The organism is Burkholderia sp. L-4 (assembly GCF_056856535.1).
Genome location: NZ_JBXEOX010000002.1, coordinates 1 through 23,717, shown reverse-complemented (window position 1 = coordinate 23,717; position 23,717 = coordinate 1). Strand labels below are relative to the sequence as shown.

25 protein-coding genes and 1 tRNA gene are annotated in these 23,717 nt (G+C 68.4%); 8 read left to right on the top strand and 18 right to left on the bottom strand.

The features are described from left to right. Positions 1–1,512 carry a PepSY-associated TM helix domain-containing protein gene (locus tag AC1VVG_RS16930; protein WP_482835916.1) on the top strand — a complete coding sequence of 504 codons (1,512 nt, stop codon included), beginning with the start codon at positions 1–3 and terminating at the stop codon, positions 1,510–1,512. 22 nt (positions 1,513–1,534) lie between these two features. Then, the gene (locus tag AC1VVG_RS16925; RefSeq protein WP_124607648.1) at positions 1,535–2,782 is read left to right on the top strand and encodes a RhtX/FptX family siderophore transporter; all 1,248 of its coding nucleotides are present in this window, start codon (positions 1,535–1,537) and stop codon (positions 2,780–2,782) included. 41 nt (positions 2,783–2,823) lie between these two features. On the opposite strand, the gene AC1VVG_RS16920 is transcribed toward AC1VVG_RS16925, so the two are convergent. Further along, positions 2,824–4,065 carry an MFS transporter gene (locus AC1VVG_RS16920; protein ID WP_482835915.1) on the bottom strand — a complete coding sequence of 414 codons (1,242 nt, stop codon included), beginning with the start codon at positions 4,063–4,065 and terminating at the stop codon, positions 2,824–2,826. A 139-nt stretch (positions 4,066–4,204) separates the two neighbouring features. Here AC1VVG_RS16920 and AC1VVG_RS16915 point away from each other — a divergent pair, with 139 nt between their 5' ends. Then, positions 4,205–5,077 (top strand): LysR family transcriptional regulator, encoded by an 873-nt coding sequence (locus tag AC1VVG_RS16915; RefSeq protein ID WP_482835914.1) that lies wholly within the window; start codon positions 4,205–4,207, stop codon positions 5,075–5,077. Positions 5,078–5,153: 76 nt separating this feature from the next. Here AC1VVG_RS16915 and AC1VVG_RS16910 read toward each other — a convergent pair. Then, positions 5,154–5,238: transfer RNA gene (locus AC1VVG_RS16910), tRNA-Leu, on the bottom strand. A gap of 141 nt (positions 5,239–5,379) precedes the next feature. Between AC1VVG_RS16910 and AC1VVG_RS16905 the strand changes: the two genes are divergently transcribed. Then, positions 5,380–6,693, top strand: a complete 1,314-nt coding sequence (locus AC1VVG_RS16905) for a leucine-rich repeat-containing protein kinase family protein (RefSeq protein WP_482835913.1) — start codon at positions 5,380–5,382, stop codon at positions 6,691–6,693. 13 nt (positions 6,694–6,706) lie between these two features. Here AC1VVG_RS16905 and AC1VVG_RS16900 read toward each other — a convergent pair whose 3' ends face one another. The 8 genes from AC1VVG_RS16900 to AC1VVG_RS16865 form a co-directional block, all read right to left on the bottom strand. Then, positions 6,707–7,336: a LysE family translocator gene (locus AC1VVG_RS16900; RefSeq protein ID WP_034186184.1), complete on the bottom strand. Its 630-nt coding sequence runs from the start codon at positions 7,334–7,336 to the stop codon at positions 6,707–6,709. A 98-nt stretch (positions 7,337–7,434) separates the two neighbouring features. Further along, a complete protein-coding gene (locus AC1VVG_RS16895) occupies positions 7,435–7,608 on the bottom strand; it encodes a hypothetical protein (protein ID WP_167361905.1) in 174 nt (57 codons plus the stop codon). Between the two features lie 32 nt (positions 7,609–7,640). Then, the gene (locus tag AC1VVG_RS16890) at positions 7,641–8,087 is read right to left on the bottom strand and encodes a copper chaperone PCu(A)C (protein ID WP_034186185.1); all 447 of its coding nucleotides are present in this window, start codon (positions 8,085–8,087) and stop codon (positions 7,641–7,643) included. Between the two features lie 40 nt (positions 8,088–8,127). After that, entirely contained in the window at positions 8,128–8,493 is a 366-nt protein-coding gene (gene copC / locus AC1VVG_RS16885; RefSeq protein WP_034186186.1) for a copper homeostasis periplasmic binding protein CopC, read from the bottom strand. 96 nt (positions 8,494–8,589) lie between these two features. Next, the gene (locus AC1VVG_RS16880; protein ID WP_049031262.1) at positions 8,590–8,964 is read right to left on the bottom strand and encodes a DUF2946 domain-containing protein; all 375 of its coding nucleotides are present in this window, start codon (positions 8,962–8,964) and stop codon (positions 8,590–8,592) included. A 92-nt stretch (positions 8,965–9,056) separates the two neighbouring features. Beyond that, on the bottom strand, positions 9,057–9,551 hold the full coding sequence (locus AC1VVG_RS16875; RefSeq protein ID WP_034186224.1) for an SRPBCC family protein: 495 nt from the start codon (positions 9,549–9,551) through the stop codon (positions 9,057–9,059). A gap of 58 nt (positions 9,552–9,609) precedes the next feature. Further along, positions 9,610–9,912 (bottom strand): 2Fe-2S iron-sulfur cluster-binding protein, encoded by a 303-nt coding sequence (locus AC1VVG_RS16870; RefSeq protein WP_049031263.1) that lies wholly within the window; start codon positions 9,910–9,912, stop codon positions 9,610–9,612. Positions 9,913–9,993: 81 nt separating this feature from the next. Beyond that, positions 9,994–11,907 carry a sigma-54-dependent Fis family transcriptional regulator gene (locus tag AC1VVG_RS16865; RefSeq protein ID WP_482835912.1) on the bottom strand — a complete coding sequence of 638 codons (1,914 nt, stop codon included), beginning with the start codon at positions 11,905–11,907 and terminating at the stop codon, positions 9,994–9,996. 185 nt (positions 11,908–12,092) lie between these two features. Here AC1VVG_RS16865 and AC1VVG_RS16860 point away from each other — a divergent pair, with 185 nt between their 5' ends. Together AC1VVG_RS16860 and AC1VVG_RS16855 are read left to right on the top strand one after the other, a co-directional pair. After that, complete coding sequence (locus AC1VVG_RS16860; protein WP_226103934.1) at positions 12,093–12,368, top strand: DUF2964 family protein; 276 nt, start codon at positions 12,093–12,095, stop codon at positions 12,366–12,368. A 240-nt stretch (positions 12,369–12,608) separates the two neighbouring features. Next, positions 12,609–12,896 (top strand): DUF1488 family protein, encoded by a 288-nt coding sequence (locus AC1VVG_RS16855; protein WP_011354308.1) that lies wholly within the window; start codon positions 12,609–12,611, stop codon positions 12,894–12,896. A gap of 240 nt (positions 12,897–13,136) precedes the next feature. On the opposite strand, the gene AC1VVG_RS16850 is transcribed toward AC1VVG_RS16855, so the two are convergent. Next, positions 13,137–14,438 (bottom strand): NCS2 family permease, encoded by a 1,302-nt coding sequence (locus AC1VVG_RS16850; RefSeq protein ID WP_034186189.1) that lies wholly within the window; start codon positions 14,436–14,438, stop codon positions 13,137–13,139. A gap of 768 nt (positions 14,439–15,206) precedes the next feature. Between AC1VVG_RS16850 and AC1VVG_RS16845 the strand changes: the two genes are divergently transcribed. Further along, a complete protein-coding gene (locus AC1VVG_RS16845; protein WP_034186190.1) occupies positions 15,207–15,485 on the top strand; it encodes a hypothetical protein in 279 nt (92 codons plus the stop codon). A 160-nt stretch (positions 15,486–15,645) separates the two neighbouring features. Here AC1VVG_RS16845 and AC1VVG_RS16840 read toward each other — a convergent pair whose 3' ends face one another. The 6 genes from AC1VVG_RS16840 to AC1VVG_RS16815 all read right to left on the bottom strand — a co-directional run bounded on the left by AC1VVG_RS16840 (position 15,646) and on the right by AC1VVG_RS16815 (position 21,003). Beyond that, complete coding sequence (locus AC1VVG_RS16840; protein ID WP_482835911.1) at positions 15,646–16,020, bottom strand: DUF2917 domain-containing protein; 375 nt, start codon at positions 16,018–16,020, stop codon at positions 15,646–15,648. Positions 16,021–16,346: 326 nt separating this feature from the next. Next, positions 16,347–16,724 (bottom strand): DUF2917 domain-containing protein, encoded by a 378-nt coding sequence (locus tag AC1VVG_RS16835; RefSeq protein ID WP_482835910.1) that lies wholly within the window; start codon positions 16,722–16,724, stop codon positions 16,347–16,349. Between the two features lie 251 nt (positions 16,725–16,975). Beyond that, positions 16,976–17,263, bottom strand: a complete 288-nt coding sequence (locus AC1VVG_RS16830; protein ID WP_034186191.1) for a hypothetical protein — start codon at positions 17,261–17,263, stop codon at positions 16,976–16,978. A gap of 79 nt (positions 17,264–17,342) precedes the next feature. Next, entirely contained in the window at positions 17,343–18,248 is a 906-nt protein-coding gene (locus AC1VVG_RS16825; RefSeq protein ID WP_034186192.1) for a metal-dependent hydrolase, read from the bottom strand. 29 nt (positions 18,249–18,277) lie between these two features. Further along, the gene (locus AC1VVG_RS16820) at positions 18,278–20,065 is read right to left on the bottom strand and encodes an SDR family oxidoreductase (RefSeq protein WP_482835909.1); all 1,788 of its coding nucleotides are present in this window, start codon (positions 20,063–20,065) and stop codon (positions 18,278–18,280) included. Between the two features lie 38 nt (positions 20,066–20,103). Then, positions 20,104–21,003, bottom strand: coding sequence for a M24 family metallopeptidase (locus AC1VVG_RS16815; RefSeq protein WP_034186194.1), 900 nt, complete (start codon positions 21,001–21,003; stop codon positions 20,104–20,106). 500 nt (positions 21,004–21,503) lie between these two features. Between AC1VVG_RS16815 and AC1VVG_RS16810 the strand changes: the two genes are divergently transcribed. Then, entirely contained in the window at positions 21,504–22,781 is a 1,278-nt protein-coding gene (locus AC1VVG_RS16810; protein WP_049035200.1) for an HAD family hydrolase, read from the top strand. A gap of 81 nt (positions 22,782–22,862) precedes the next feature. Here the strand turns inward: AC1VVG_RS16810 and AC1VVG_RS16805 are convergent, their stop codons facing one another. Next, positions 22,863–23,636, bottom strand: a complete 774-nt coding sequence (locus tag AC1VVG_RS16805) for a slipin family protein (protein WP_034186196.1) — start codon at positions 23,634–23,636, stop codon at positions 22,863–22,865. Positions 23,637–23,717: the final 81 nt, after the last annotated feature.

Below are 23,717 nucleotides of genomic sequence, written 5' to 3'. Positions count from 1 at the left end.
ATGGAGGCGTCGTCGCGTTCGCGCTGGCGCGCGCTGCATCGCGGCGCCGGCGCGCTGTTCGGCACGGTGCTGTTCGTCGTGCTGTTCAGCGGCACCTGGAGTCTCGCGTTCGATTCGATGCAGGGCTGGTGGCGGCCGCCGCCGGTGGCGGTCGCGCGGCCGGCGTTGCCGCTCGATGCGCTCGTCGCGCGCGCGGCGGCACACGGTGTTGCGTTGCGCGACGTGCGCATCGTGCTGCCGCGGCCGGACGATCCGGCGATCCGGTTCTGCGATGCGCGCCAGGCGTGCACGCTGGCGCTCGATCCGGCGACGGGCGCGCCGCTGCCCGACGCGGGAAGGGCGAGGTTGATCGTCACGCTGCACAAGACGCTGTTCGCCGGTTTCCCCGGCCGCATCTTCGTCAGCCTGTGGGGCATCGTGCTGCTCGTGCTCGTCGTCGCGGGCGTGGTCGTGCATCGCCGCCGCTGGCCCGATGCGGCACGCGTCCGGCGCGGCCACGGGTTGCGCGTCGCGCTGTTCGACCTGCATGCGTGGATCGGCCTGTGGGGGACGCCGTGGCTCGTGCTGTTCGCGTTCACCGGCGCGTTGTCGGGGCTCGGCGCGCTCGGCACGGTGTCGCTCGCGGGCGTTGCGTATCCGGGGCAGCCGCAGCGCGCGTTCGCCGAACTGCTCGGCGGGCCGCCGCCCGCCGAGGCCGGCGACCCGTGGCAGCACGCGCCCGATCTCGACGCGCTGTTGCGGCGCGATGCGGCGCGCAGGCCGGACTTCCGGTGCGAAGCCGTCGCGCTGCATCGCTGGGGCGACGCGAACGCGACCGTCGAGATTGCCGGCACGACCGCGGGGCTGCCGAGTACGGCGGTGTTCGAGCGTCACCTGTATCGCGCGGCGGACGGGCAATGGCTCGCGGATGCGACGTCGCGCGGTCGCGGCTTCTGGCTGCGCGCATTCATCGCGGTGCAGCCGCTGCATTTCGCGCAATACGGCTGGGTCGGTGCGGCGGGCGGTGTGCTGCGCGCGCTTCATTTCCTGATGGGGCTTGCTGCGTGCGTGTTGTGCGCGACGGGCTTGCATCTGTGGATCGAGCGGCGGCGCGCGCAGCGCGATCGCTCGGCAAACGTGCTGGCCGCCGTCGCGGTGGGCGCATGCGGCGGGCTCGTGCTCGCGGGCGGTGTCCTGCTGTTTGCCGGGCGCGCGTTGCCCGACGGCGTGCACGTCGACCATGCGCTCGCGATGCTGTTCTGGGCCGTGTGGGCCGGTGCGATTGCGGTCGCGGCCCGGGCGGCCGATCGGGCGGCATGGCTGCGCGTGCTGATGCGTGCGGCCGGCGCCGCTTACGGGCTGGCCGGCGCAACGCATTGCGCACTCGCGCTGCTGGGCGCGGGCGCACCCGTGTACGGGTGGATCGACGCGGCACTCGTCGTATTCGGCGTGTTGCTGCTGCGTGCCGCCCGCCGTCCGCGGCGCGATGCGATGCCGGCCGCACGCGTGCCGGCCGGCGTCGAACCTTTTTAACCTCATGCAACTGGAGACTTCGATGCGCGATCTGCTCGAACATCGCCGCCTGGTCATCACGATCACGCTGCTTTACCTGTCGCAGGGCATCCCGATCGGCATTGCGATGGATGCGATGCCGACACTGCTGCGCCACGACGGCGCGCCGCTTCACGCACTCGCGTTCCTGCCGCTCGTCGGGTTGCCGTGGGTCGTGAAATTCCTGTGGGCGCCCGTCGTCGACAACCGCTGGTCGCCACGCCTCGGGCGGCGGCGCAGCTGGATGCTGCCGATGCAGACCCTCGTGGTGGTGTGTCTCGGCTGCCTCGCGCAGATCGGGATGACGGTCGCGACGGCCGGCTGGGCGGTCGGCCTGCTGGCCGTCGCGTCGCTTGCCAGCGCAACGCAGGACATCGCGAACGACGGCATGGCCGCCGAGCATTTCAGCGGCGACACGCTCGCGAGGATCAACGCGATCCAGATCGCCGGCGTGATGATCGGCTTCTTCGGCGGCGGCGCCGGCACACTGACGCTGATCGGCCTGTTCGGCCAGCCGGCCGCGTTTCTCGCGCTGGCGGCCGTGCCGCTCGCGAGCCTGGTCTGCGTGCTGTGGGTGCTGCCGCGCGATGCGGACCGTGCGCGGGCGCGGCCGGCACACGGCGCGAGCCTCGTGCGTTTCGCGAAGCGGCCGCGTTCGTGGTCGCTGCTGTCGCTCGCGCTGCTGTCGGCGATGACGGCCGTATCGGGCTTCGGTCTATCGAAGCTGTTTCTCAACGACGCGGGCTGGACGCTCGACGCGATCGGCAAACTCGGGATGGCGGGCGGCGTCGTGACGGTCGTGCTCGGTTGCGGCGGCGGCGCGTGGCTCGTGAGGCGGCTCGGGGTATGGCGTGCGTTCACGGCCGGCGTGAGCTGCGCGGGCGCGGCGGCGTTGCTGTGGTTCGCGCAGGCGAGCGGATGGCTACCGGTGTCGCCGTCGTGGGCGTGGCTGTGCACGGTGCTCGGCTCGCTGGCGACGGGGATCACGTCGGTGTCGATCATGACGGCCGGCATGCGCTTCGCGGGCGGCAGCGACCAGGCTGGTACCGACGTGACGGCCGTGCAGAGCACGCGTGATCTCGGCGAGCTGATCGCGTCGTCGACGATCCTGTCGCTGACCGCGAAGGTCGGTTATACGGGCGGGTTTCTCACGGGTGTCGGGCTGGCGGTGCTGGCCGCGTTGATCGCGATGACGCTGCGGCGGCGGGAGGCAGCGCATGCGGCGAAGGGGAGCGATGTGCTGGCGTCGTGACGGCGGCGCGGTCCGGCGCGCGCCGGTCGCGCTGCGTCACCTCAGCCGCGCGTCAACCGTCGCGCCGCCAGCAGCGCGAGCGCGAGCAGCACCGCGACATACGCGGCGACGCTCGCCCACGCGCCGTGTTGCCAGAACGTCCCGCCGATCGAGCCGAGCACGCTCGACCCGACGTAGTAGGCCAGCAGATAGAGCGAGGCCGCATGCCCCTTCGCGGCCCCCGCGAGGTTGCCGACCCAGCCGCTCGCGACCGAGTGGGCGACGAAGAAGCCGATCGTGACGAGCACGATGCCGACGACGATCGCGACGAGCGAGTGCGACAGCGTCAGCGCGAGGCCCGCCGCGAAGACGACGATGCCACTGACGAGCACCGGGGCCCGCCCGAGGCGGTCGGCGAGCGCGCCGGCACTCGACGATGACACCATCCCGAACAGGTAGGCGCCGAAGATCAGTCCGCAGGCGGTCGGGCTCAGGTTGAACGGCGCGGCCATGAGCCGGAACCCGGCGTAGTTGTAGATCGTCACGAACCCGCCCATCACCAGGAAACCGATCGCGAACACGAACGGCAGACGCACGTGACGCAGTTGCGCGTGCCACAGCCGGATGTGATGACGCAGCGTCAGGTCGGTGCGCTTCACGAAGCGGCGCGACGTCGGCAGCAGCATCACGAAGGCGATCGCCGCAAGCAGGTCGATGACGCCGATCGTCAGCATCGCCGTGCGCCACGAGAAGTGCTCTTCGAGCGCGCTCATGCCGATTCGTCCGATCATGCCGCCGAACGCGGTCCCGCCGACGTAGAGGCCCATCGAGAAGCCGAGCCCGTCGGCGGCGATTTCTTCCGCGAGATAGGCCATCGCAACCGCCGGCACGCCGCCGAGCGCGAAGCCTTCGAGCGCGCGCCAGAGCAGCAGCAGGTTCCAGTTCGGTGACAGCGCGGCCAGCAGGTTGAACAGCGCGGCTAGCGTCATCGACGCGAACATCAGCCCGCGCCGTCCGACGCGTTCGGACAGTGCGCCGGCGCACAGGATCGACACCGCGAGCATCCCGGTCGACAGCGACAGCGAGAGCGAACTCGACGCCGCGCCGAGGTTGAATTCGCGGGCGAACGCGGGAAGCAGCGGCTGCACGCAGTACAGCAGCGAGAAGGTGGAAAAGCCGGCGAGAAAGAGCGCGAGCGCGATGCGCTTGTACGCGGCCGAGCGCGGGGACACGCCGGCCGGCAGGGCATCGGGTGCGGCTTGCTGCAGGCCGGGCATGGAGCGGGAAATCGAGGGGGCGGACATGGATGCACTCGATGTGCGACGGGAATGCACGAATTCTTGCGCATCGTCATGTATATGTCCAATATATGAAAAGAACCGCAGCGATATGTTTTAACACTGGCTTAAAGGCCGCCTCGACTTCCCGCAAGGTCGCTCACGAATGGAACTCCGGCATCTCCGATACTTTCTGGCCGTCGCGGCCACGTCGAATTTCACGAAGGCCGCCGACCTGCTCGGCATCGGTCAGCCGCCGTTGAGCCAGCAGATCAAGGCGCTCGAAAGCGAACTCGGCGTGGAGCTGTTCAAGCGGACCGCGCGTGGCGCCGGGCTGACGCTGGCAGGCGAGGTCTTCGCGGAAGAGGCGCGACGCGTGCTCGACGATGCCGAGCGCGCGGCACGCGCGGCCAGGCGTGCCGCGCGCGGCGAAACCGGCCATCTGCGGGTCGGTTTCACCGGGACGGCGGCGTTCAACCCGAAAGTGTCGGATCTGATTCGCCGCTTTCGGGAGGCGTTTCCGGATGCGGAGTTGACGTTGCAGGAAGCGACGTCGGGTGTCCTGCTCGAGGCACTGGATGCCGGGCGCCTCGACGTGGCGATCGTGCGGCCGGTGCGGCGCGTCGCCGCGACGTTGCGCGCCGCCGACTGGGACGAGGAGCCGATGTTCGTCGCGCTGCCCGTCGCGCATCGGCTGGCGCCGCGCCGGTGTATCGATCTGGCGGAACTGGCCGACGAGTCGTTCGTGCAGGTGCCGCGGGAGGCCGGCAGCGCGTTGTTCGACGACATCGTCGCCGCGTGCAAGGCCGCCGGATTCGAGCCGCGCATGGCGCAGCCGGCGCCGCAGATGGCATCCGCGGTGACGCTGGTGGCGGCCGGGCTCGGCGTATCGGTCGTGCCGAAGGCGATCACGCAGGTGCAGGTGCCCGGGGTCGTGTACCGGCCGTTCGCGGGTAACGGGCTGCGCGCCAGGCTGGCCATCGTGTCGCGATGCGACGAGCCGTCGGCGGTGGTGCGGAATTTTCTGCGGCTGGCGTAGCCGAAAACGAAAAACCCGCGAAGCCATCTGCTGTCGCGAGTTTCGGAAAATACGCGGAAAACGTTGAAGCTGCATTTGGTGCCGACGGCGAGACTCGAACTCGCACAGCTTTCGCCACTACCCCCTCAAGATAGCGTGTCTACCAATTTCACCACGTCGGCACTGCAAGGGGCGCAATTCTAACGTCACATTGCGCGTTTGTGAAGGGGCCGTGACAACGTCATGATTTTGCACGGCAGCGATCCCGGTAGAATTCGTCGGATCGGTCTGGCGACCGTCGCAACCGCAACCCGTTTTCACCCGTGACCCACACCCTCGAACAACTGCAGGCCGGACAACTGTCGGGCGCACGGCAACTCAAGCTCGCATGCGGGTTGACCGAATTTCCGCGCGAGATCCTCGATCTGGCCGACACGCTCGAAGTGCTCGACCTGACCGGCAATGCGCTGTCCGCGTTGCCGGACGACCTGCCGCGGCTGCATCGCCTGCGCATCCTGTTTGCATCCGGCAACCGCTTCACCGCGTTCCCCGACGTGCTCGGCGCGTGCGGGCAACTCGACATGATCGGCTTCAAGGCGAACCGGATTTGCACGGTGCCGCGCGGCGCACTGCCGCGCGCGCTGCGCTGGCTGATCCTCACCGACAACGCGATCGACGCGCTGCCGGCCGACATCGGCGACTGTTCGCGGCTGCAGAAGCTCATGCTCGCGGGCAATCGGCTGCGCGCGCTGCCGGCCGAAATGGCCGCATGCCGCGCGCTCGAACTGGTGCGCCTGTCGGCGAACCGGCTGGAGGCGTTGCCCGACTGGCTGCTGCGCCTGCCGCGTCTCGCGTGGCTTGCCACGGCCGGCAATCCGTTCAGTGCGGCGCCGGAGGCGGCGGCGTCGGCGGGGCCGGACGTCGCGCAGATCGACTGGGCGTCGCTGTCGTGTGAACGGAAGCTGGGCGAGGGCGCATCGGGCGTCATTTACCGCGCGCAGTGGCGTGTGGAAGGCCATCCGGCGCGTGCAGTCGCGGTCAAGCTGTTCAAGGGCGCGGTGACGAGCGACGGCCTGCCCGATTGCGAAATGGCCGCGTGCCTGCACGCCGGCCGCCACCCGGACCTGATCCCGGTGATCGGCAAGGTGAGCGGGCATCCGGACGGCACGCACGGCCTCGTGATGGAATTGGTCGATCCCGCGCTCGGGAATCTCGCCGGGCCGCCGAGCTTCGCTTCCTGCACGCGCGACGTGTATGCGGCCGACGCGCGCTTCGCGCCGGCCGAAGCGGTGCGGATCGCGCACGGCATCGCGTCGGTTGCGGGCCATCTGCATGCGCGCGGCATCATGCATGGCGACCTGTATGCGCACAACATCCTGCACGACGGGGCAGGCGGCGCGTTGCTGGGCGATTTCGGCGCGGCGTCGCTCTACGACGTGAACGACCACACGCGTGGCGGCAGGTTCGAGCGGCTCGAAGTGCGCGCGTTCGGCTATCTGCTCGGCGAGTTGCTCGAGCGATGCGAGTCGCGCTCGGATGCCCTCGATGCCCTCGCGGCGGCCTGCCTGAATGAGGATATCGACGCCCGCCCGTCGTTCGGCGAGATTGCCGCGGCGCTCGCCGCGCACATGCGCTGACGCGCTTGCCCGCTTACGCCTGCCGTGCGGTCAGCAGCTTGATCCCGAGCCCGACGAACAGCAGCCCGCTGGCGCGCTTGAGCGCACGTGCTGCGCGACGCATGCCGAAATCGCGATGGAATCGGCGCACGCCGGCCGAATAGACGCTGTGAACGATCACGACGGTGCAGGCGATCGTCGCGTACATCACGACGAACTGCAGCGCGAGCGGGCGATCGTGCACGACGAACTGCGGCATGAATGCCGACAGGAAGACCATCGTCTTCGGATTGCTGCCCGATACGAACAGCGCTTCGCGAAACAGCTTCGCGCGGTCGGGCATGGCGCTTTGCGCGGCGCCGCCCGACGCGGCGGCCATGCGGTCGCCGCGCAGTTGCCGCACACCCAGAACCATCAGGTAGGCGGCGCCGACGACCTTCATCGCGACGAACAGCGGCGGCATCGCGGCCAGTACGGCGCCGACACCGAGCGCGACGAGCAGCACGACCACACCCTGCGCGACGAGATTGCCCGCGATCGTCGCGGCGGTGCCGTGCGTGCCGTAGCGCACCGTGTTGCGGATCACGAGCAGCACGTTCGGCCCGGGCGACAGTGTCGTGGCGAGATAGGCTGCGGCAAACAGCATCCAGGTCTGAAGGGCCATGCGTTGCTCCGGGTGACGGTTCCGGCGGACGGGATGCAGCGATGGTGCCACGCCAATAATGGCGCGGGCCGCCGCCGGAACCGTGCGGGCGCGGCGCGTCAGTGCGTGTCGCGCATGCAGTACGCGGGAATCGACGGCGGCGTGTCGATCGCGGCGGGCCGCGTCATCCACGCGATCCACGCGGCCCACAACCCGCAGACGATCAGTACGGCGAGATTCAGCGGCGTCCGGTAGCGGACGATCCGGCCGGCCAGCGGCAGGCGGTCTTTCATGTGCGTCTCCTTCGATCGGGATACCGGGTGCGTTACTGGCCGGCGTAGGTCGGCGCCTTCGCGTCGCAGGTGACCGACACCGTCGAGCCGTCCGCGAAATGCAGCCGGAACGGCACCTTCGAACCGGGCGCGACGGCCTTGCGCGGTTCCTCCAGCATCACGTGATAGCTCTTCGGCTTGAAGGTCAGCGAGCCGTGCGCGGGGACGACGACCGAGTCGACATGAACCATCTTCGCGGTGCTGCCGTTCGTCTGCGTTTCATGCACCATCGCCATCCCGTATGCGGGGCTGTCGATGCCTGTCAGCGTGGCGGGCGTGTCGCCGTCGTTCTTCAGCGTCAAGTAGCCGGACGACGGCACCGTCGCCGGCATCGCGCGGATCCAGCACGCATCGGCCTGCACGGCCGGCGCGGCGAACGAGGCGGGCGCTTGCAGCGCGAACACGGCAACGAGCAGGGCGGTCGGAATCGGGTGTTTCATCGTTTGTTCTCCTGATGGGGGGGCCGGGGCAGCGTGCGCGTTACTTCAGCGTGAACGTGTAGCGGCCTTGCGTGCGATGGCCGTCGCTTGCCACCGCGACCCACGCGACCGTGTACGCGCCGGCCGTCAGGCTGGCCAGGGCGACGTGCATCCGTTTCCGGTTGCCGGCGTCGACGGCCGATTTCCCGTCGGTGACCGATTGACCATGGCCGTCGGTGACGGCGATCGAACTGAAGGCCGGTTCGAGCGCTTCGCTGAAATCGATCGTGACGGCGTGCGGCGCGGCCGACAGCGTGGCGTCGGCGGCCGGGACCTGCTTCTTCGGGATGGCGTGCGCATGGGCAGCCTGGATGACGACGAAGCCGAGCGCGGCGAGTGCGCCGCGAAAGAGCGTGGCGGTATGCATGAGGGTGAGCGTCCTTCGAAACGTGACATGTCACGCACGCGAGCGGCGTGCGCGGACCACGCGATGCGCGATGGCATCACGTGCAACGACAGCGGATCAGGACGTGAACGGCGGGGCGCGCGGCTGCGCGGCCGTGAGCGGCAGCGCGCGGCGCAGGCTTTCGAAGCGGGTGGCTGCGCGATGCTGGATCACGCGTACGTGGGCCGCGAACGTCAGTTCGGGGGCGGGCAGGGCGGGGGTATGGGCAAGCAGGCTGCAATAGCCGCATGCCTGGAGATGCGCGTGGAGGCTGGTCGACGGATCGGACGCGTGGCCGCCGGCGGCCGGCGCGGCCGTGCAGTAGCCGGCCAGCAGCGCGTCGACACGCCCTTGCGTGGTGAGCGCCTGCGAGATCGTCGGCGCGAGCGCCGTCATCAGGATGGCGAGCATCCCGATCAGACTGCCGATCTTCCGGAGGCGACGACTCAGCATGCGATGCGCGGCGGCGTATGGGCGACGATGGAGCGGATTATGCCACGCACGCCGGTGCGCGGGACGGCGGCGGCATGCGGCGAAGCGGCGCGCTATGCGTGCTTCGCCAGGTATTTCGTGATCAGCATCATCTGCGCGGCCCAGCCTTGGTCGTTCATCTCGCGCGCCTTCGCGCGGCGCGCTTCGATCAACTGGTCGAAACCCGTTTCGGTGACCGTGAGCAGCGTGCCGCCGGCCTGGGCGGCGAGCGTGAACGTGACGAGCGTCATCGGCTCGGACGCGTAATCGAAATGCGGGTCGATCGCGAACGGATGCCAGCGAAACGAGAACAGTTGCTGCGGCTCGATGCGATCGACGACGATTTCGAACACAGTGCCCGCATAGGGTTCCTGTGCCTTGGCGACGTCGTCGTCGACGCGCGTCGGCGTGATGCGGCCGAACAGCGGCTGGTCGGCCGCGAACGGCCCGTCGAACGCGACGCCGAACCACTGGCCGAATTCGCCGGAATTGCTGACGGCTTCCCACACGCGGTCGGGCGAGGCCGCGAGCTGGACTTGTTTCTCGATGCGATCGGTTGACTGGGTCATCGCGTTCTCCACGCAGGATCGGGCGTTGCAGGACGGCGCGCGTGGCCGCACGCCGCGTCTAGTCGAGCATGGCCGCGTCGGGCACGTCGAGCACGAGGTCCGACGTCGCGACGGCCACGCACGGCAGCGTATAGCCGTCGGCCTTTTCCTCGCGGCTCAGGCCCGGCCATTCGATCGTGTAGCGTACGCTGCCGCTGACGATCCGGCAAAGGCAGCTTCGGCACGTGCCGTTGCGGCACGAGCGCGGCAGCGACACGCGCGCGAACGCGGCGGCCTCGAGCAGTGTCAGCGAATCGGGCGCGTCGAAGGTCGCGCCGAGCGGCTCGATGCGCACGAGGGGCGGGTGGTCTGGATCGGTCATGACTGAAGCGGGCGGCGGTCGGCGGCAACGCGCCAAGCATACCCGAACCGGCCGGCGGGCAGCGTCCGCCGGCCGTGGGCGTCAATGCCGCCGCAGGTAGCGGTACACGGTATTGCGCGCGAGGCCGAGCTCGCGCGCGGCGGCCGATACGTTGCCGCCGTGCCGCGCAAGCACGGCGTCGATCACCGCGGCCTGGCGGCTTTGCAGCGTCGTGCCTTCGTGCGTGCTGCCTGGCACGGTCGGCGTGGCCGGCGTGGCGGCAGCGGGCGCGGCCGATGCATCGTCGCAGTCGAGCCAGAAATCGTCGGGCAAATGCGCGAGCGCGATTTCGGCTTCGTCTTCGGCGAGCATGCCGGCCGTGCGCAGCACGTTGGTCATCTGCCGCAGGTTGCCGGGCCAGCGGTGGCGCTTGAACGCATCGAGCACGTCGGCCGCGATGCGGCGCGGCATCGGTTCGCTGCGCGCCAGCCGCGCGAGAATCCGGTCGACCAGGACCGGCAGGTCGGTGCGCGCGGCCAGCGCCGGCAGCGTGACCGCGAGGCCGTTGATCCGGTAGAACAAATCTTCGCGGAACGTGCCGTCCGCGATCATCGCGCGCAGGTCGCGATGGGTCGCGCAAACCACGCGCACGTCGACCGGTACCGCGCGCGCGCCGCCGAGCGGCATCACCGCCCGCTCCTGCAGCACGCGCATCAGCCGCACCTGCTGCGCGAGCGGCATGTCGCCGATCTCGTCGAGAAACAGCGTGCCGCCGTCGGCCTGCGCGATCTTGCCGGGGCTGCCGCGCTTGCGCGCGCCCGTGAACGCGCCGTCTTCATAGCCGAACAGCTCGGCCTCGATCAGCGAATCGGGCAGCGCCGCGCAGTTGACCGCGACGAACGGGCCGTCCGCGCGCGGCGACGCCTGGTGCAGCGCGCGGGCGAGCCATTCCTTGCCGGTGCCGGTCTGGCCGAGGATCAGCAGCGGCAGGTCGCGCCCGCGGATCTTCGCGACGCGTTCGAGCACGGCGGCCATGCGTGCGTCGCCGGTGTCGAGCGTCGCGAACGTGATCGCGTCGGGGTCCGGCGCGCGTACGCGCGCGGCCGGCGCGGGCGGCGTGACGGCGACGGCCGTCTTCTGCGCGTCCGGGAATTCGCAGCGGGCGAGCACGCGCACGCCGGTCGACAGCGTCAGGCGGAACGTGGCGCCCGGCGCGCGGGCGGCCTGCTGCGCGACCTGCGCGAAGCGCATGCCGAACAACGCGTCGCTGGCCTGATGTTGCAGTGCGTCGAACGACGCGCCGAGCTGGAATTGCGCGCTGCGGTTCGCGGCGATCAGCCCGCCGTCGGGGCCGAACGCGACGAGCCCGGCGAACAGCGAATCGACGCAATCCTCGTGCGCGTGAAAGCGCAGCCGCAGCGCTTCGCCGCACTGGTTCGCGAACAGGTGGTTCTCGATCAGTTGCGCGGACATCCGCACCAGCGCGAGCGTATGCGGGCTGGAGCCGCGCGGGTCGCCACTGACGTCGAGCGTGCCGAGCGTGCGGCCGAATGGATCGACGATCGGCGCGCACGAGCAGGTGAGGATGTGGTTCGCGCGCAGGAAGTGTTCGGAACCGTGCACGACGACGGCCTGGCCCGACGCGAGCGCGGTTCCGATCGCATTGGTGCCGCGCGCGCCTTCGGCCCAAGACACGCCGGTTCGCAGCGCGACGCGGTTGGCTTTTTCGATGAAGTCGGCGTCGCCGATGCTGTGCAGGATCACGCCGTCGGCGTCGGTCAGCAGCACGAGGCTTTGCGTCTCGGCGATCTGCGCGTGGAGGTCTTCCATCACCGGGCGCGCGTGCGAGAACAGCGTGTGATTCGTGTCGAGCAGTTCGCGCAGCGCGATACGCGACAGCGGCGTGAAATCCGGGCGTTCGTGCGCGCGCAGGCCGACCGCGGTCGAACGCGCATGCGCCTGCGCGAGCAGGTCGGTGCGACCCGCGGTGACGGGCAGCACGAAGGGTTGCGGCATGACTTGTCTCCTGTTCCCGGGGCAGCCCGGGCCGACCGAATCGGAACCGGCGGCGGAGTGCGTCTCCGCTCGCGGTGCACCATCCGGCGCAACAGCCGTCCGTCCGGGTACGCATCATCATACAAGCGCCACGTGCGATGCGCGACCGGGAACAAAATCTCCTTGCTTTCAGGCGCCCGCCTGCAATGATGGAAATGGAGCACGCACGCGCCGTGTTCCGCATTGCAACATGCATGCGACGCGACATGCATCCGTTCGGGAGACGCATCATGGTTCGGACGGAACTGAGAGTCGTGCTGGCGGCCATCGCCACGTTCATCATGCTGGGCGGCATCGCCGTGGCGATCCACGGATTGCTGTTCGATCTGGCCGATGCGGTCCAATACGGGGCGGCTGCGATTGCGGTGGGCGTCACGACCGCCGCGATCGCGCTCAACGTCTGGCCTACCGATCCGCACTGAAGCCCGTTTCCGAAACGGTGCCCGATGCCGTGCTGATCTGAGGAATGGCGCGTCGGAACGACGCATGCGGGAAAATTTGTCTCCTGCGCGAAACCGTCTAAAGTGGAAAGCAACCGGCATGCGTCGACCGCCCCATCCCCCGCGGTCGTGGCCTCCGCCGGCGAGCCCGCGTACATTTCGTCCGGCCGGTGGCGGACGACGGACGCGGTCATTCGTTTTCTACCGGTCGAGGCGGCTCCCATGCAGATCCATTTCACGAACGAGAAGCCCGAGTATTCGGGGCGCGACCTGATGCTTGCGTTCACGGCACTGGTCAATGGCGAGCGCGTCCAATGTCAGATCACCGCCGAGGCGCTGGAAGACCACTTCGGTGCGGCATCGCCGCGCTTCGAGGACATGGTCGGCGCATTCGACCAGCACCGCGACCGTATCGAGGCGGCTGCGCGGCGCCTGCTGTCGGAGACGCGCGCGCAATGCGTGACGCTGCGCAGCGGTTACGTGCGCTTCTACGAGGCCAACTGGCGCTGACGACACGACGCTCGTCTCGCGGCGCGCGCGATCGAGCGCGGCGCACGCGAAGACGTTGCCATGCAATGCCGTTCGGCGGGCCGGGCGGCATTTTCGTATGCGGGCGCCGCCGGTTGTCCGGCGCATATGTACGGCACGGTGCGTCGACGCGCCGGGATCGCGCAAGGAGTCGTGCGAAAGTGCGAAAACAAGAACGCCACCCGAAGGTGGCGTTTTTTCATCCGCGGCGCGGCGTGTCGCTTACTCGCTGCCGAGATAGAAGAAGCGGAACAGGAACACGGCCGCGATGATCCAGACGATCGGCTTGACCGTGCGCGCCTGGCCCGTCAGCAGCTTGAGGCCGCCGTACGCGATGAAGCCGAACGCGACGCCGTTCGCGATCGAGTACGTGAACGGCATCAGCAGCGCGGTCAGCGCGGCCGGCACGGCTTCCGTCGCATCGTCCCACGGCACCTCGACCATCTCGCGCAGCATCAGGCACGACACGTACAGCAGCGCCGGCGCCGTTGCGTAGGCCGGCACGACGCCGGCGAGCGGTGCGATGAACAGGCACGCGAGGAACAGCACCGCGACGGTGATGGCCGTCACGCCCGTGCGGCCGCCGGCCTGCACGCCCGATGCGCTTTCGATGTACGCGGTGGTCGACGACGTGCCGAGCACCGAGCCTGCGACGATCGCGGTGCTGTCGGCGAGCAGCGCCTTGTTCAGGCGGTTCATCTTGCCTTCGACGAGCAGGCCCGCGCGGTTCGCGACACCCATCAGCGTGCCCGTTGCGTCGAACAGCTCGACGAGGAAGAACACGAGGATCACGTTGATGATCCCGGTCGACAGCGCGGCGCCGATGTCCAGCTTGAACAGCGTCGCATCGATCGACGGCGGCGCGGAGAACACGCCGTGGAACTGGTTGCCGGCGAAGAAGAACGACAGGACCGTGACGCCGATGATGCCGATCAGGATCGCGCCGCGCACGCGCAGGTGGTCGAGCGTGACGATCGTGAAGAAGCCGACGATCGCGAGGATCGTCTCATGCTTGTGCAGGTCGCCGAGCGTGACGAGCGTGGCCGGGTTGCCGACGATCACGCCCGACGTCTTCAGCGAGATGATGCCGAGGAACAGGCCGATGCCGGCGGTGATCGAGATCCGCAGCGATTTCGGAATGCCGTTGACGATCGCCTCGCGCACGCGGAACAGCGTGACGAGCAGGAACAGGCAGCCGGAGATGAACACCGCGCCGAGCGCGGCCTGCCACGTGAAGCCCATCCCCTTGACGACCGTATAGGCGAAATACGCGTTCAGGCCCATGCCGGGCGCGCACGCGATCGGGTAGTTCGCGTACAGCCCCATGATGATCGATGCCAGCGCCGCGACGAGGCAGGTCGCGACGAACACGGATTCCTTCGGCATGCCGGCGTCGCCGAGGATCGCGGGGTTGACGAAGATGATGTAGGCCATCGTCAGGAACGTGGTGACGCCCGCGAGTATTTCGGTGCGGAAGTCGGTGCCGGCTTCAGCGAAGCCGAAATACCGCTTGATGGATTCCATGAAGGCGTTTCTCCGGTCGGGTTGTCGTGTTGATTGTTGTGCCGAATTGTTGTGCAGGCAGCGCGCGGCGGGCTTAATGTAACCAGCCACTATTTCCTGGCTATCGGCGGATTGTAATAGCGCGGATAGCTCGGACGATATAGTTGGAGGGCACGATCGGTTGCCTGCGCGCGAACGGTCTGGCAGCCCGGCCGCGCGACGAAGGCGCGCATTTTACCGGTTCGCGCGGCACGGGCCGGCAGAAATGGCGGAAACGGTGGAAACGGTGGAAACGATGGCAGGCGGGTGGGCGAAACCGGCCGATGCGTGTGCAACGGCGCGGCGGCCGCATCGCGCGTGGCGGATGCGCGACGACCGGCGACGCAAACGGCGCGCCCGCATGCTGCACGAACACGGTGCAGGCGGCGCCCGCGCGCGGCCGGTGCGGATGCACGACGGCGGCGTGCGGCGGGCATTCGTCAGCCCAGGCGGTGGCAGGTATCGGGCTATGCTGCGCCGAAGCCGTCCCGTCCGCAACTGTCATTTCGCGATGCGGGGACGACTGTGGTTTCTGTGTAAAAGATTGCAAGACCCCATCGCGTAAACCGGCAAGTCTTTCTAGGATAGATACACCGCGCATGCACACGCCGGCCGGTAATTGCCGACGCGGGGGAGTCGCAGTCCGTGCAGGCCAGGCGGTGAATGGCGGTCAAGGCCGTTGCGCGTTCGGGCAGGCACGGCCGATTGCGATTGCCCGATGCGGGTTCGTCCGTAATCACGGAGGTCAGCATGTTGAACTGGATCAGCCGTTGGGCGATGCGACACGCCCCCACGCCGGAAAAAACCGCTGCGTCGATGCTCGTGACGGCGCGCATGGAACTGTTCGCAGCCGAACAGCGCGTCATCGATGCGAAATTACAAGCGGATTACTGGCGCACACGTGTGTCATTCCTCGAAGAGGTGCAGAAGCAGGGCATCGATCCGTGGGTGACCTCGCAGGCAGCGCAACGTCCCGACGTCGATTCCACTCCCCGGAGCACGGGCCCGCGTCTCGCCGCCAGCACCTGATGCACGCACTGCATCCGGTTGTTGTGCACGGCGTGCGATCGCTCGCGGCCCGCACTCGCGGGCCGCGACATTCGATGCGCACCCGCGGCGCATTGCGCCGCGGGTGCGTCCGTTTCCGGCCGCGGCCGTTCCGCGTCCCGCGTGCGTGACCGCGCGTCGCTCATCCGCTTCTTCTCCCTATCCCGACGAGCCAACGTTGCACTTGCGCGAGCATGCGCCTCAAGCGCTCGCCGCGCCGCACGTACGCGGTCGTGATCGTCGCTTCGGCCGACCGGTCGCCATCGGTGCCGAGCCAGATGCGCTCGCCGCGCGCGATGCGCAGCACGTCGCCGGGCCGCACCCAAAAATCGTCGACGTCCGGCGGGCGCGTGACCCACAGCGCCGCGCCCTGCGTGCGGAGCTCCGCATCCCGCGGCGCACGCCAGGTCATCGTCGTGCGCGGGGCGACCGCGAAACGGATCACGACGGTCGGTAACGCGATCGTGCCGGCGTGGCGCCGATCGGGACGGTCGAACAACGGGCTTGCCTGGTCCATCGTCTTCTCCATTCAGTGAGCCGGACGGATGACGCGCACCAGAACAAAAAGGCCTCATCCGTTTCCGGTGAGGCCTCGTGTGACATGCGGTACTGCTCGATTGCTAACGCACAAGCGCCTCCCGTGAATCATTCTTTCGAATGTTCATCGAGCAATGAATCGCGACGGCGATGAGCTTGAACGTAGGCATGCGAACGATTTTGTTGTCGGGCCGCGGTGTTGTCAACGACTATTTTCGGGATATGCGACGGTGAGCCGATGGCGCGCGTGCGCGGTGTTTCATGAGGTCGAGGCGAGCCCGGATCGCACGCGCGACGATGCATGCGTCACGCGCGACTTCGATGTCTCCCGCCCAGCATGTGGCGCATTCGTGCGAGCGCACGCGCGGGCCACGCGTCGCGTTTCATCACGTACGCGGTCGTGATCGACGCCGCGGCGGGCCGCTCGTCGTCGGTGCTGATCCAGATGCGATCGCCGCGCCGCAGGCGCAGTACGTCGCCGGTTCGTATCCAGTAATCGTCGAGGCAGCCCAGCCGCGTGATCCACAGCGTCGCGTCGTGTGCGCGGACCTCGGCATCGTGCTGCGCGCGCCATGCCAGCGTCGTGCGCGGCGCGACCGTGAAGTGCAACTCGACTCTCGGCAACGCGATCGTATCGGTGCGGCAGCGATCGCGGCAAACAACCAGCAGGCTTGCTTGGTCCATCGTCATCTCCATCCGTTGAGCCGGACAGGATGACGCGCACCAAAACAAAAAGGCCTCATCCGAATCCGGCGAGGCCTTGTGACATGCGTAACTGAATCGCGATGCTAATGCACAAGCGCCTCCGGTGCTCGCCACGTATGGGCGTTCACTCGATTTTCATGCGCGATGGCGATGGGCTTGAGCATAGGCATGCGAACGAGTGTGTCGTGGCAGCGCGGCAATGTCAACGGAAATTTCGAGATACGTGGCGGTCACGCGTCGCGTTGCGCGAGGCCGTTCACGAGCAGCTCGGACAGCAGGCCCGTCATCCCTTCCGGGTGCGTGGCCGCACGTGCCTTCAGCTGCTCGACGAGTTCGGCGTTGAGCTTGCACGCGAACGGCACGAGGCCCTGTTCCTGGTCGAGCTTGCGCTGCGCGCGGCGGTCGAGCTTGGCCGCGTCGTCGGCGCCCTTGCCGAAACGCGCGGAGTTCGACTGCTTCATCGCGTGCGTCAGCTTGAGCGCCTTGTTCTTTTCGAGATCGGTTTTCTTCATGGCCATCGCGGCACCTCCGGGAAATTGAAGCCGCGATTGTACGCATTTCGGCGCGCGCCGCCCGCCGAACCGGCCGGAAACCCGGTTACGCGCCCTTCGCCGTGCCCCAGTTGCCGCCGTGCGCGGCCGCCTGCGCGGCCGGCGAGCGCGCGAGATACGCGAGCGCCTGCTCGGTCGACCCTTCGTGGTGCGGCGTATAGCCGGGCTTGAAATAACGTAGCGCCGCGCCGATCACCTTCCAGAACGACGGCAGGTGCCCGCGCCGCGAGCCCTGCCACCACGCGAGCACGAAGCCCGGGTAGCGGCCGGCGTCCGGGTCGCGCCGGTACATGAACTTCGCGCCGGTCGTGATGTAGTAGAGCAGCAGCACGATCACGAACGCCATGTGCACGCAGCGCTCCGGATAGGTGCCGCCCAGGTGCCGGTAGATGTCGAACGCGACGGTGCGGTGCTCGACTTCCTCGGCGCCGTGCCAGCGCAGCAGGTCGACCATCGTCGGGTCGGCACGGCCTTCGTCGAGACCGTGCGCGTTGAGCACCCAGTTGCCGAGATAACCGAAGAAGTGCTCCAGCGACGCGATCACGGCCAGCTGCTGCCGCAGCCAGAAACGCGTGTGGCCGATCTTCAGCCCGAGCGGCTGTTCGCCGAGCACGCGCGTGAACAGCCGGTTGAGCTTCTGCGTGAACGGCTTCGTGTCGATCCCGTGCCGGTCGTAGTAGTGCTTCAGCACGCCGCCGTGCGAGCGCGAATGCACGGCTTCCTGGCGCAGGAAACCTTCGGCCTCGTCGCGCAGGCGTGCATCGGTGATCAGCGGCAGCGCCTTGTTGTACACGCGGCAGAACCACAGCTCGCCTTCCGGGAACAGCAGGTTCAGCGTGTTGATGATGTGCGTGCTGCCCGGATCGTTCGGCACCCAGGTGACCGGCGTGTCGCTGAAGTCGAATTTCACGTGCCGGGCCTTGATCTTGTGGTAGTCGGCGGTATCGGTCATGTTGTCTCCCTGTGCGGCGTCATGCGCCGTCAATGCGATGCCATGCTGACGCGGGCGATCATCCGGCCGAGCCACGGCAGGAAGCGGCCGACGAAACGCATCGCATGCGCCTCGCCGCCGACCGCGACGACGGGGCGGTTGCGCAGCACGCCGTCGACCATCGCCTGTGCGACGGTTTCCGGTTTCAGGCCGCGCATCTGGTAGAGCTTCGTCGCGCGCTTGCGCAGCCGCGCTTCGTCCTGGGCATTGGCGCCCGCGTATTGCGTCGACGCCATGATTCCGGTCTCCGCGAAACCCGGGCACATGGCCGTCACGCCGATGCCTTGCTCCGCGAGTTCCGCGCGCATGCACTCGCTGAGCATCAGCACCGCGGCCTTCGTCGTCGCATACGCGGGCAGGTCGCGCGACGGCCCGAACGCGGCGGCCGACGCGGTATTGACGATGTGCCCGCCGGTGCCGCGCGCGGCCATCTGCCGCGCGAACAGCCGCGAGCCGTGGATCACGCCCCACAGGTTCACGTGCAGGATGCGCTCCCAGTGCCGCGCGCTCGTGTCGAGGATGCCGCCGGCCATGCCGATGCCGGCGTTGTTGATCACGATGTCCGCGCCGCCGAGTTCGCTGCCGACCCACGCCGCGAGCGCTTCCATCTCGTCGGCGGACCCGACGTCGACGCGTTTCGCATGCGCGTGCGCGCCGGTCAGCCCGAGCAGCAGCGCGGTGCGTTCGGCGCTGGCGAGATCGATGTCGCATGCGACGACCGTCGCGCCTTCGCGGGCGAACGCGAGCGCCGCGCAGCGGCCGATGCCGCTGCCCGCGCCGGTGACGACCGCGACCTTGCCGCTGAAACGGCCGCTGGTGGCGCGGCGGCGCGCGTTCGCGAGCGCGGGCGGCTCGGTGCCCGATTCGACCGCGTCGATCAGTTGCCCGGCGAGATCCGCGAAGCGCGCGGGATCGGCGAGCGGCAGCCAGTGGCCGGCCGCGACTTCGCGGCGGTAGTACTGCGGCACCCAGCGCGACAGGTTCTCCGAGAGCGCGGGGCTCACGTACTTGTCGCCGAGCGGCACGATCGTCTGCACGGGGGCATGCGCATAGCGTTCGCGCGGCGCGAACAGGCAGCGGATGAAGTTCGCGCGATAGAGGCGCACGCCGCGCGCGCCGTCGTCGGCCTGCGTCGGGCGCGGCATCGCCGGCGTCTTCTCGAGCCGGCGCAGCAGGCGCGGCCACGCGCGGCCGAGCCACAGCCGCCAGCCGAGTTCGGGGACGAACGGCAGATGGAACAGGTACACGTACCACGAGCGCACGAGCTGGCCGCCGAGTTTGCCGAGCGACGCGGGCGTCGGGCGCAGCACGCGTTCGCGCAGCCAGAAGCCGACGTGGTCGAGGCACGGCCCCGAGCACGACGTGTACGACGCGATGCGGCCGGCGAGGCGCGGATCGGTGACGAATTCCCAACCCTGGATCGAGCCCCAGTCGTGCGCGATCAGGTGCACCGCGCGGCCGGGGCAGAGCGTGTCGATCACCGCGACGAAGTCGTCGGTCAGCTTCGCGAGGTGATAGTCGGCCGTGCGCTTCGGCGCGCCGGACAGGCCCGCGCCGCGCACGTCGTACGCGATCACGTAGTGCTTGCGCGCGAGCAGCGGCGCGACGTGCCGCCAGACGCTGCTGTCGTCGGGATAGCCGTGCACGAGCACGACCGGCGAGCGGGCCGGGTCGCCCCAGGTCCTGACCGCGAGCGTCAGGTCGCCGGAGGCGACCGCCGTCTCGCTGTGAACCGATTCGAACAGGGCCAGCGGCGCTTCGTCGGAGAGAGGCTGCATCGTGAGTCCGTCGTTCAGGGAGTCGGAGGGGCGCCGCGTCAGGCGGCGGCCGGCACGGTCGAAACGGCCTGCGCGCGTTCGGCCTGGCGGCGCTGCCAGCGGCGCACGTGCGGCAAGTCGTCGTCGAGCCAGTACGCGTCGTCGTCCGTGATCACGAGCAGTTCCTCGAATTTCGCGCCGACGCCGGCGAAGCCGAGATGCGGCTCGACGGCCCACAGGCCCGGCACCGGCGCATGCTCGGAGCGGCGGTCGATCGACCACAGCGGCGACCAGCCCTGCTGCTTCGCCGCGCGGCCCTGGTCGAGCAGCAGGTTGCGCGTCGCGTTCAGCCCGAAGCGCGCGACGAAGCGCGGCTTCGACAGCTTGTGGATCTTCGCGACGCGATGCGCGAGCACCTTGAACGGATAGGCCTTGTGGCGCGGCTCGACGCCCTGGCGGCGGCACAGCGCGTCGACTTCCTGCGCGACCTCGGCCATCGGACGGCGCGCCTTCACGAGCCGCACGATCATGTCGCGATGGTCCATCAGGTCGTCCTGCAGCTGTTCGAGGATCGGGTTGTGGCCGAGGCAGTGCGCGTAGCCGACGTCGGCGACGATGCCGTCGAGCACCGGCGCGACGTCGAGGATCACCGGCATGTCGGTTTCGAGCTGGCGATTGCTCGGGAAGAACGCGAGATTGAAGCCGCCCATGTGCTTGAGGCCGGAGAAGCCTTCGAACGCGGTGCGGTCGCCGAACCACGCGAACGGCTTGTGCAGCCAGTCGTGCACGCCGTTGTCCTGCAGCCATTCGGTCAGCAGGCGCGCGGCTTCCTTTTCGGTGATGCCGGGGTAGAGCATCGCGCCGACGGTTTCGACGCAGCGGTACGCGAGCTGCTGGACCGCGCGGAATTGCGGCAGCTCGTCGAGGTGGACTTCCGGCAGCGGATGGTGATCGGCCATGGTGCGTCTCCGTGTGGGCGCTGATCCGGAACGCGCCCGCCGGCGTCGCCGTCGCGGGTTATTCGGTCAGCATTTAATGTGTCATTGATCGATGTAAAGATCATAGACGGTTCCGGGGCGACGGACGTGGGGATTTGTCCTAATGGAGGCGCGGAATGGAGGGCCTCCTCTAGAACGGAACGCGGCGCCGCGCCGCGCCGGATCGCGTCTTGCCAGGGCTGACGGATGACGGTTTTCGCGGTTGTCGTGCCTGCCGTTCCCTGCGCGTCGGGATCGGCGTCGCGGCAGCGGGTGTCACGAGCGGTTCCGCCGCCAGCCGTGCATGTCGTGCTGGATCAACTCTCCGTCGTGTCGCGGCGCGACGCTGTCAAATTGCCGAAATAATTTCGTCACATCATTCGCCCCCGATTCGAAGCCGTCCCGGCTTTGCGGTGGCGGTGCGCCGCGCAGCGTCCGGGGGCAGCGGCCGGAGCCGATTCGACATTTCCAGGAGAGAGACCATGCAACGCCGCCAGTTCATGAACACCCTTGCCGCAGCGACCGCTGCGTCGTCGCTGATGCTCAAGGCCGGCACGGCCCGCGCGAAGAGCGCGACCGCGCCGGACGCGCTGGACCCGGGCCGCTGGTCGCCGTTCAACGCCGCGCGCCTGCAGGCGGTGCTCGACCAGCACGGCGTCGCGAGCGCCCGCTACGACGGAAAGCGCCGCCCGTATGCGGTGTTCGACTGGGACAACACGTGCATCATGAACGACTGCGAAGAGGCGTTGCTGATGTACCAGATCAACCATCTGCAGTACAAGCTGACGCCGGACGAATTCGTCGGCGTGATGTGGAAGGATGTGCCGAAGGGCGCGTTCATGAAGGACTACACGACCGTCGACGGCAAGCCGGTGACGATGGAGGATCTCGCCGCCGACGTCGAATCCGATTACCGCTGGCTCCATGCGAACTACAAGGGTTTCGGCGGCGACAAGAGCCTCGACGAGATTCGCGAGACCGATCAGTTCAAGGATTTCCGCGCGAAGCTGTACTTCATGTACGACGCGATCTGCGACACGCATCCGCTCGAAGTCGGCTACAAGTGGATCATCTATTTCTACAAGAACATGACGACCGCCGAACTGCAGGCGATGGCGGAAGCGTCGAACAACTACGGCATCGGCGACGCGCTGCGCAAGGTCCGCTACGAAAGCCCGAAGACGCTGCCGGGCAAGGCAGGCGTGGTGGCCGACACGCATTTCCACGGCATCCGCATTCACGAGGAAATCCGCGCGGTGATGCATACGCTGCGCGCGAACGGCATCGACGTGTACGTCAGCACGGCGTCGCTCGACGACGTCGTGCGCGTGTTCGCCGGCAATCCGAACTATGGCTACGGCGTGGCGCCCGAGAACGTGATCGGCCTGCGTCTCGACATGCAGGACGGCCAGTACACGAGTACCTATCCGGCCGGCTGGCACTTCAATTGGGGGCCCGGCAAGACGGTGGGCATCCGCAACGTCCTCGCGTCGAAGAAGGGCTACGGCCCGCTGCTGGTGTTCGGCGACAGCGACGGCGATGCGTGGATGCTGCGCGACTTCAAGGACACCGCGGCCGGCGTGATCGTGAACCGGATGAAGAAGGGCGAGATCGGCGCGGACAGCAAGCTCGCGGCCGAGCAGATCGGCAAGCCGGACGCGCGCTTCCTGCTGCAGGGGCGCGACGAACACACGGGCCTGATGATCCCGGACGAGAAGTCGATCAAGTACGGCAAGTCCGATCGCAAGCTGCTGGCCTGACGCGGGCCGGGCGTCGGGCCGTCGGGCCCGGCGCCGCCCGGGTGCCGGCCGCGGCGTCGCGCGGGCCGCACCGCCTGCGTTTCAGCGCTCGCGCGGCGCGCCCAGGCGGTCCAGCCACGCCCCCAGCAGATCGATCGGCAACGGAAACACGATCGTCGAGTTCTTGTCCGCCGCGATCGTCGTGAGCGTCTGCAGATAGCGCAGCTGCATCGCCTGCGGCTGCAATGCAAGCCGTTGCGCGGCCTGCAGCAGCTTCTCCGACGCCTGCAGTTCGCCTTCCGCGTGAATCACCTTCGCGCGCCGCTCGCGCTCGGCTTCGGCCTGCCGCGCGATTGCTCGGATCATCGTCTCGTTCAGGTCGACATGCTTGATCTCGACCGTCGACACCTTGATTCCCCACGCATCGGTCTGCGCGTCGAGCGTCTTCTGGATATCGGCGTTCAGCTGCTCGCGCTCGGCGAGCAGCGCATCGAGTTCGTGCTTGCCGAGCACCGCGCGCAGCGTCGTCTGCGCGAGCTGGCTCGTCGCCTCGAAGAAGCGCGCGACCTGGATCACGGCCTTCTCCGGATCGACGACGCGGAAATACACGACCGCGTTGACCTTCACCGACACGTTGTCGCGCGTGATCACGTCCTGCGGGGGCACGTCGAACACGACGGTGCGCAGGTCGATCCGCACGACCTGCTGGACGATCGGGATGATCAGCACGAGCCCCGGCCCCTTCACTTTCCAGAACCGGCCGAGCATGAACACGACGCCGCGTTCGTACTCGCGGAAGATGCGGATGGACGACGCGACGAGGACGACGACGAAGACGATCAGGACGCCGCTGAAGCCGAACGTGTAGCCGATCATGAAGGTTCTCCCTGGTGATGGGGCGGCGCAGGCATGTCGTAGAGCGGCGCGACGGTCAGTGTCAGCCCCTGGCGGCCGGTG

What these genes read in the sequence shown, in the direction of transcription:
- AC1VVG_RS16930 (WP_482835916.1), top strand. Translation starts at nt 1, where the DNA reads ATGGAGGCGTCGTCGCGTTCGCGCTGGCGCGCGCTGCATCGCGGCGCC.
- AC1VVG_RS16925 (WP_124607648.1), top strand. Translation starts at nt 1,535, where the DNA reads ATGCGCGATCTGCTCGAACATCGCCGCCTGGTCATCACGATCACGCTG.
- AC1VVG_RS16920 (WP_482835915.1), bottom strand. Translation starts at nt 4,065, where the DNA reads ATGTCCGCCCCCTCGATTTCCCGCTCCATGCCCGGCCTGCAGCAAGCC.
- AC1VVG_RS16915 (WP_482835914.1), top strand. Translation starts at nt 4,205, where the DNA reads ATGGAACTCCGGCATCTCCGATACTTTCTGGCCGTCGCGGCCACGTCG.
- AC1VVG_RS16900 (WP_034186184.1), bottom strand. Translation starts at nt 7,336, where the DNA reads ATGGCCCTTCAGACCTGGATGCTGTTTGCCGCAGCCTATCTCGCCACG.
- AC1VVG_RS16895 (WP_167361905.1), bottom strand. Translation starts at nt 7,608, where the DNA reads ATGAAAGACCGCCTGCCGCTGGCCGGCCGGATCGTCCGCTACCGGACG.
- AC1VVG_RS16890 (WP_034186185.1), bottom strand. Translation starts at nt 8,087, where the DNA reads ATGAAACACCCGATTCCGACCGCCCTGCTCGTTGCCGTGTTCGCGCTG.
- copC (WP_034186186.1), bottom strand. Translation starts at nt 8,493, where the DNA reads ATGCATACCGCCACGCTCTTTCGCGGCGCACTCGCCGCGCTCGGCTTC.
- AC1VVG_RS16880 (WP_049031262.1), bottom strand. Translation starts at nt 8,964, where the DNA reads ATGCTGAGTCGTCGCCTCCGGAAGATCGGCAGTCTGATCGGGATGCTC.
- AC1VVG_RS16875 (WP_034186224.1), bottom strand. Translation starts at nt 9,551, where the DNA reads ATGACCCAGTCAACCGATCGCATCGAGAAACAAGTCCAGCTCGCGGCC.
- AC1VVG_RS16870 (WP_049031263.1), bottom strand. Translation starts at nt 9,912, where the DNA reads ATGACCGATCCAGACCACCCGCCCCTCGTGCGCATCGAGCCGCTCGGC.
- AC1VVG_RS16865 (WP_482835912.1), bottom strand. Translation starts at nt 11,907, where the DNA reads ATGCCGCAACCCTTCGTGCTGCCCGTCACCGCGGGTCGCACCGACCTG.
- AC1VVG_RS16860 (WP_226103934.1), top strand. Translation starts at nt 12,093, where the DNA reads ATGATGGAAATGGAGCACGCACGCGCCGTGTTCCGCATTGCAACATGC.
- AC1VVG_RS16855 (WP_011354308.1), top strand. Translation starts at nt 12,609, where the DNA reads ATGCAGATCCATTTCACGAACGAGAAGCCCGAGTATTCGGGGCGCGAC.
- AC1VVG_RS16850 (WP_034186189.1), bottom strand. Translation starts at nt 14,438, where the DNA reads ATGGAATCCATCAAGCGGTATTTCGGCTTCGCTGAAGCCGGCACCGAC.
- AC1VVG_RS16845 (WP_034186190.1), top strand. Translation starts at nt 15,207, where the DNA reads ATGTTGAACTGGATCAGCCGTTGGGCGATGCGACACGCCCCCACGCCG.
- AC1VVG_RS16840 (WP_482835911.1), bottom strand. Translation starts at nt 16,020, where the DNA reads ATGGACCAGGCAAGCCCGTTGTTCGACCGTCCCGATCGGCGCCACGCC.
- AC1VVG_RS16835 (WP_482835910.1), bottom strand. Translation starts at nt 16,724, where the DNA reads ATGGACCAAGCAAGCCTGCTGGTTGTTTGCCGCGATCGCTGCCGCACC.
- AC1VVG_RS16830 (WP_034186191.1), bottom strand. Translation starts at nt 17,263, where the DNA reads ATGGCCATGAAGAAAACCGATCTCGAAAAGAACAAGGCGCTCAAGCTG.
- AC1VVG_RS16825 (WP_034186192.1), bottom strand. Translation starts at nt 18,248, where the DNA reads ATGACCGATACCGCCGACTACCACAAGATCAAGGCCCGGCACGTGAAA.
- AC1VVG_RS16820 (WP_482835909.1), bottom strand. Translation starts at nt 20,065, where the DNA reads ATGCAGCCTCTCTCCGACGAAGCGCCGCTGGCCCTGTTCGAATCGGTT.
- AC1VVG_RS16815 (WP_034186194.1), bottom strand. Translation starts at nt 21,003, where the DNA reads ATGGCCGATCACCATCCGCTGCCGGAAGTCCACCTCGACGAGCTGCCG.
- AC1VVG_RS16810 (WP_049035200.1), top strand. Translation starts at nt 21,504, where the DNA reads ATGCAACGCCGCCAGTTCATGAACACCCTTGCCGCAGCGACCGCTGCG.
- AC1VVG_RS16805 (WP_034186196.1), bottom strand. Translation starts at nt 23,636, where the DNA reads ATGATCGGCTACACGTTCGGCTTCAGCGGCGTCCTGATCGTCTTCGTC.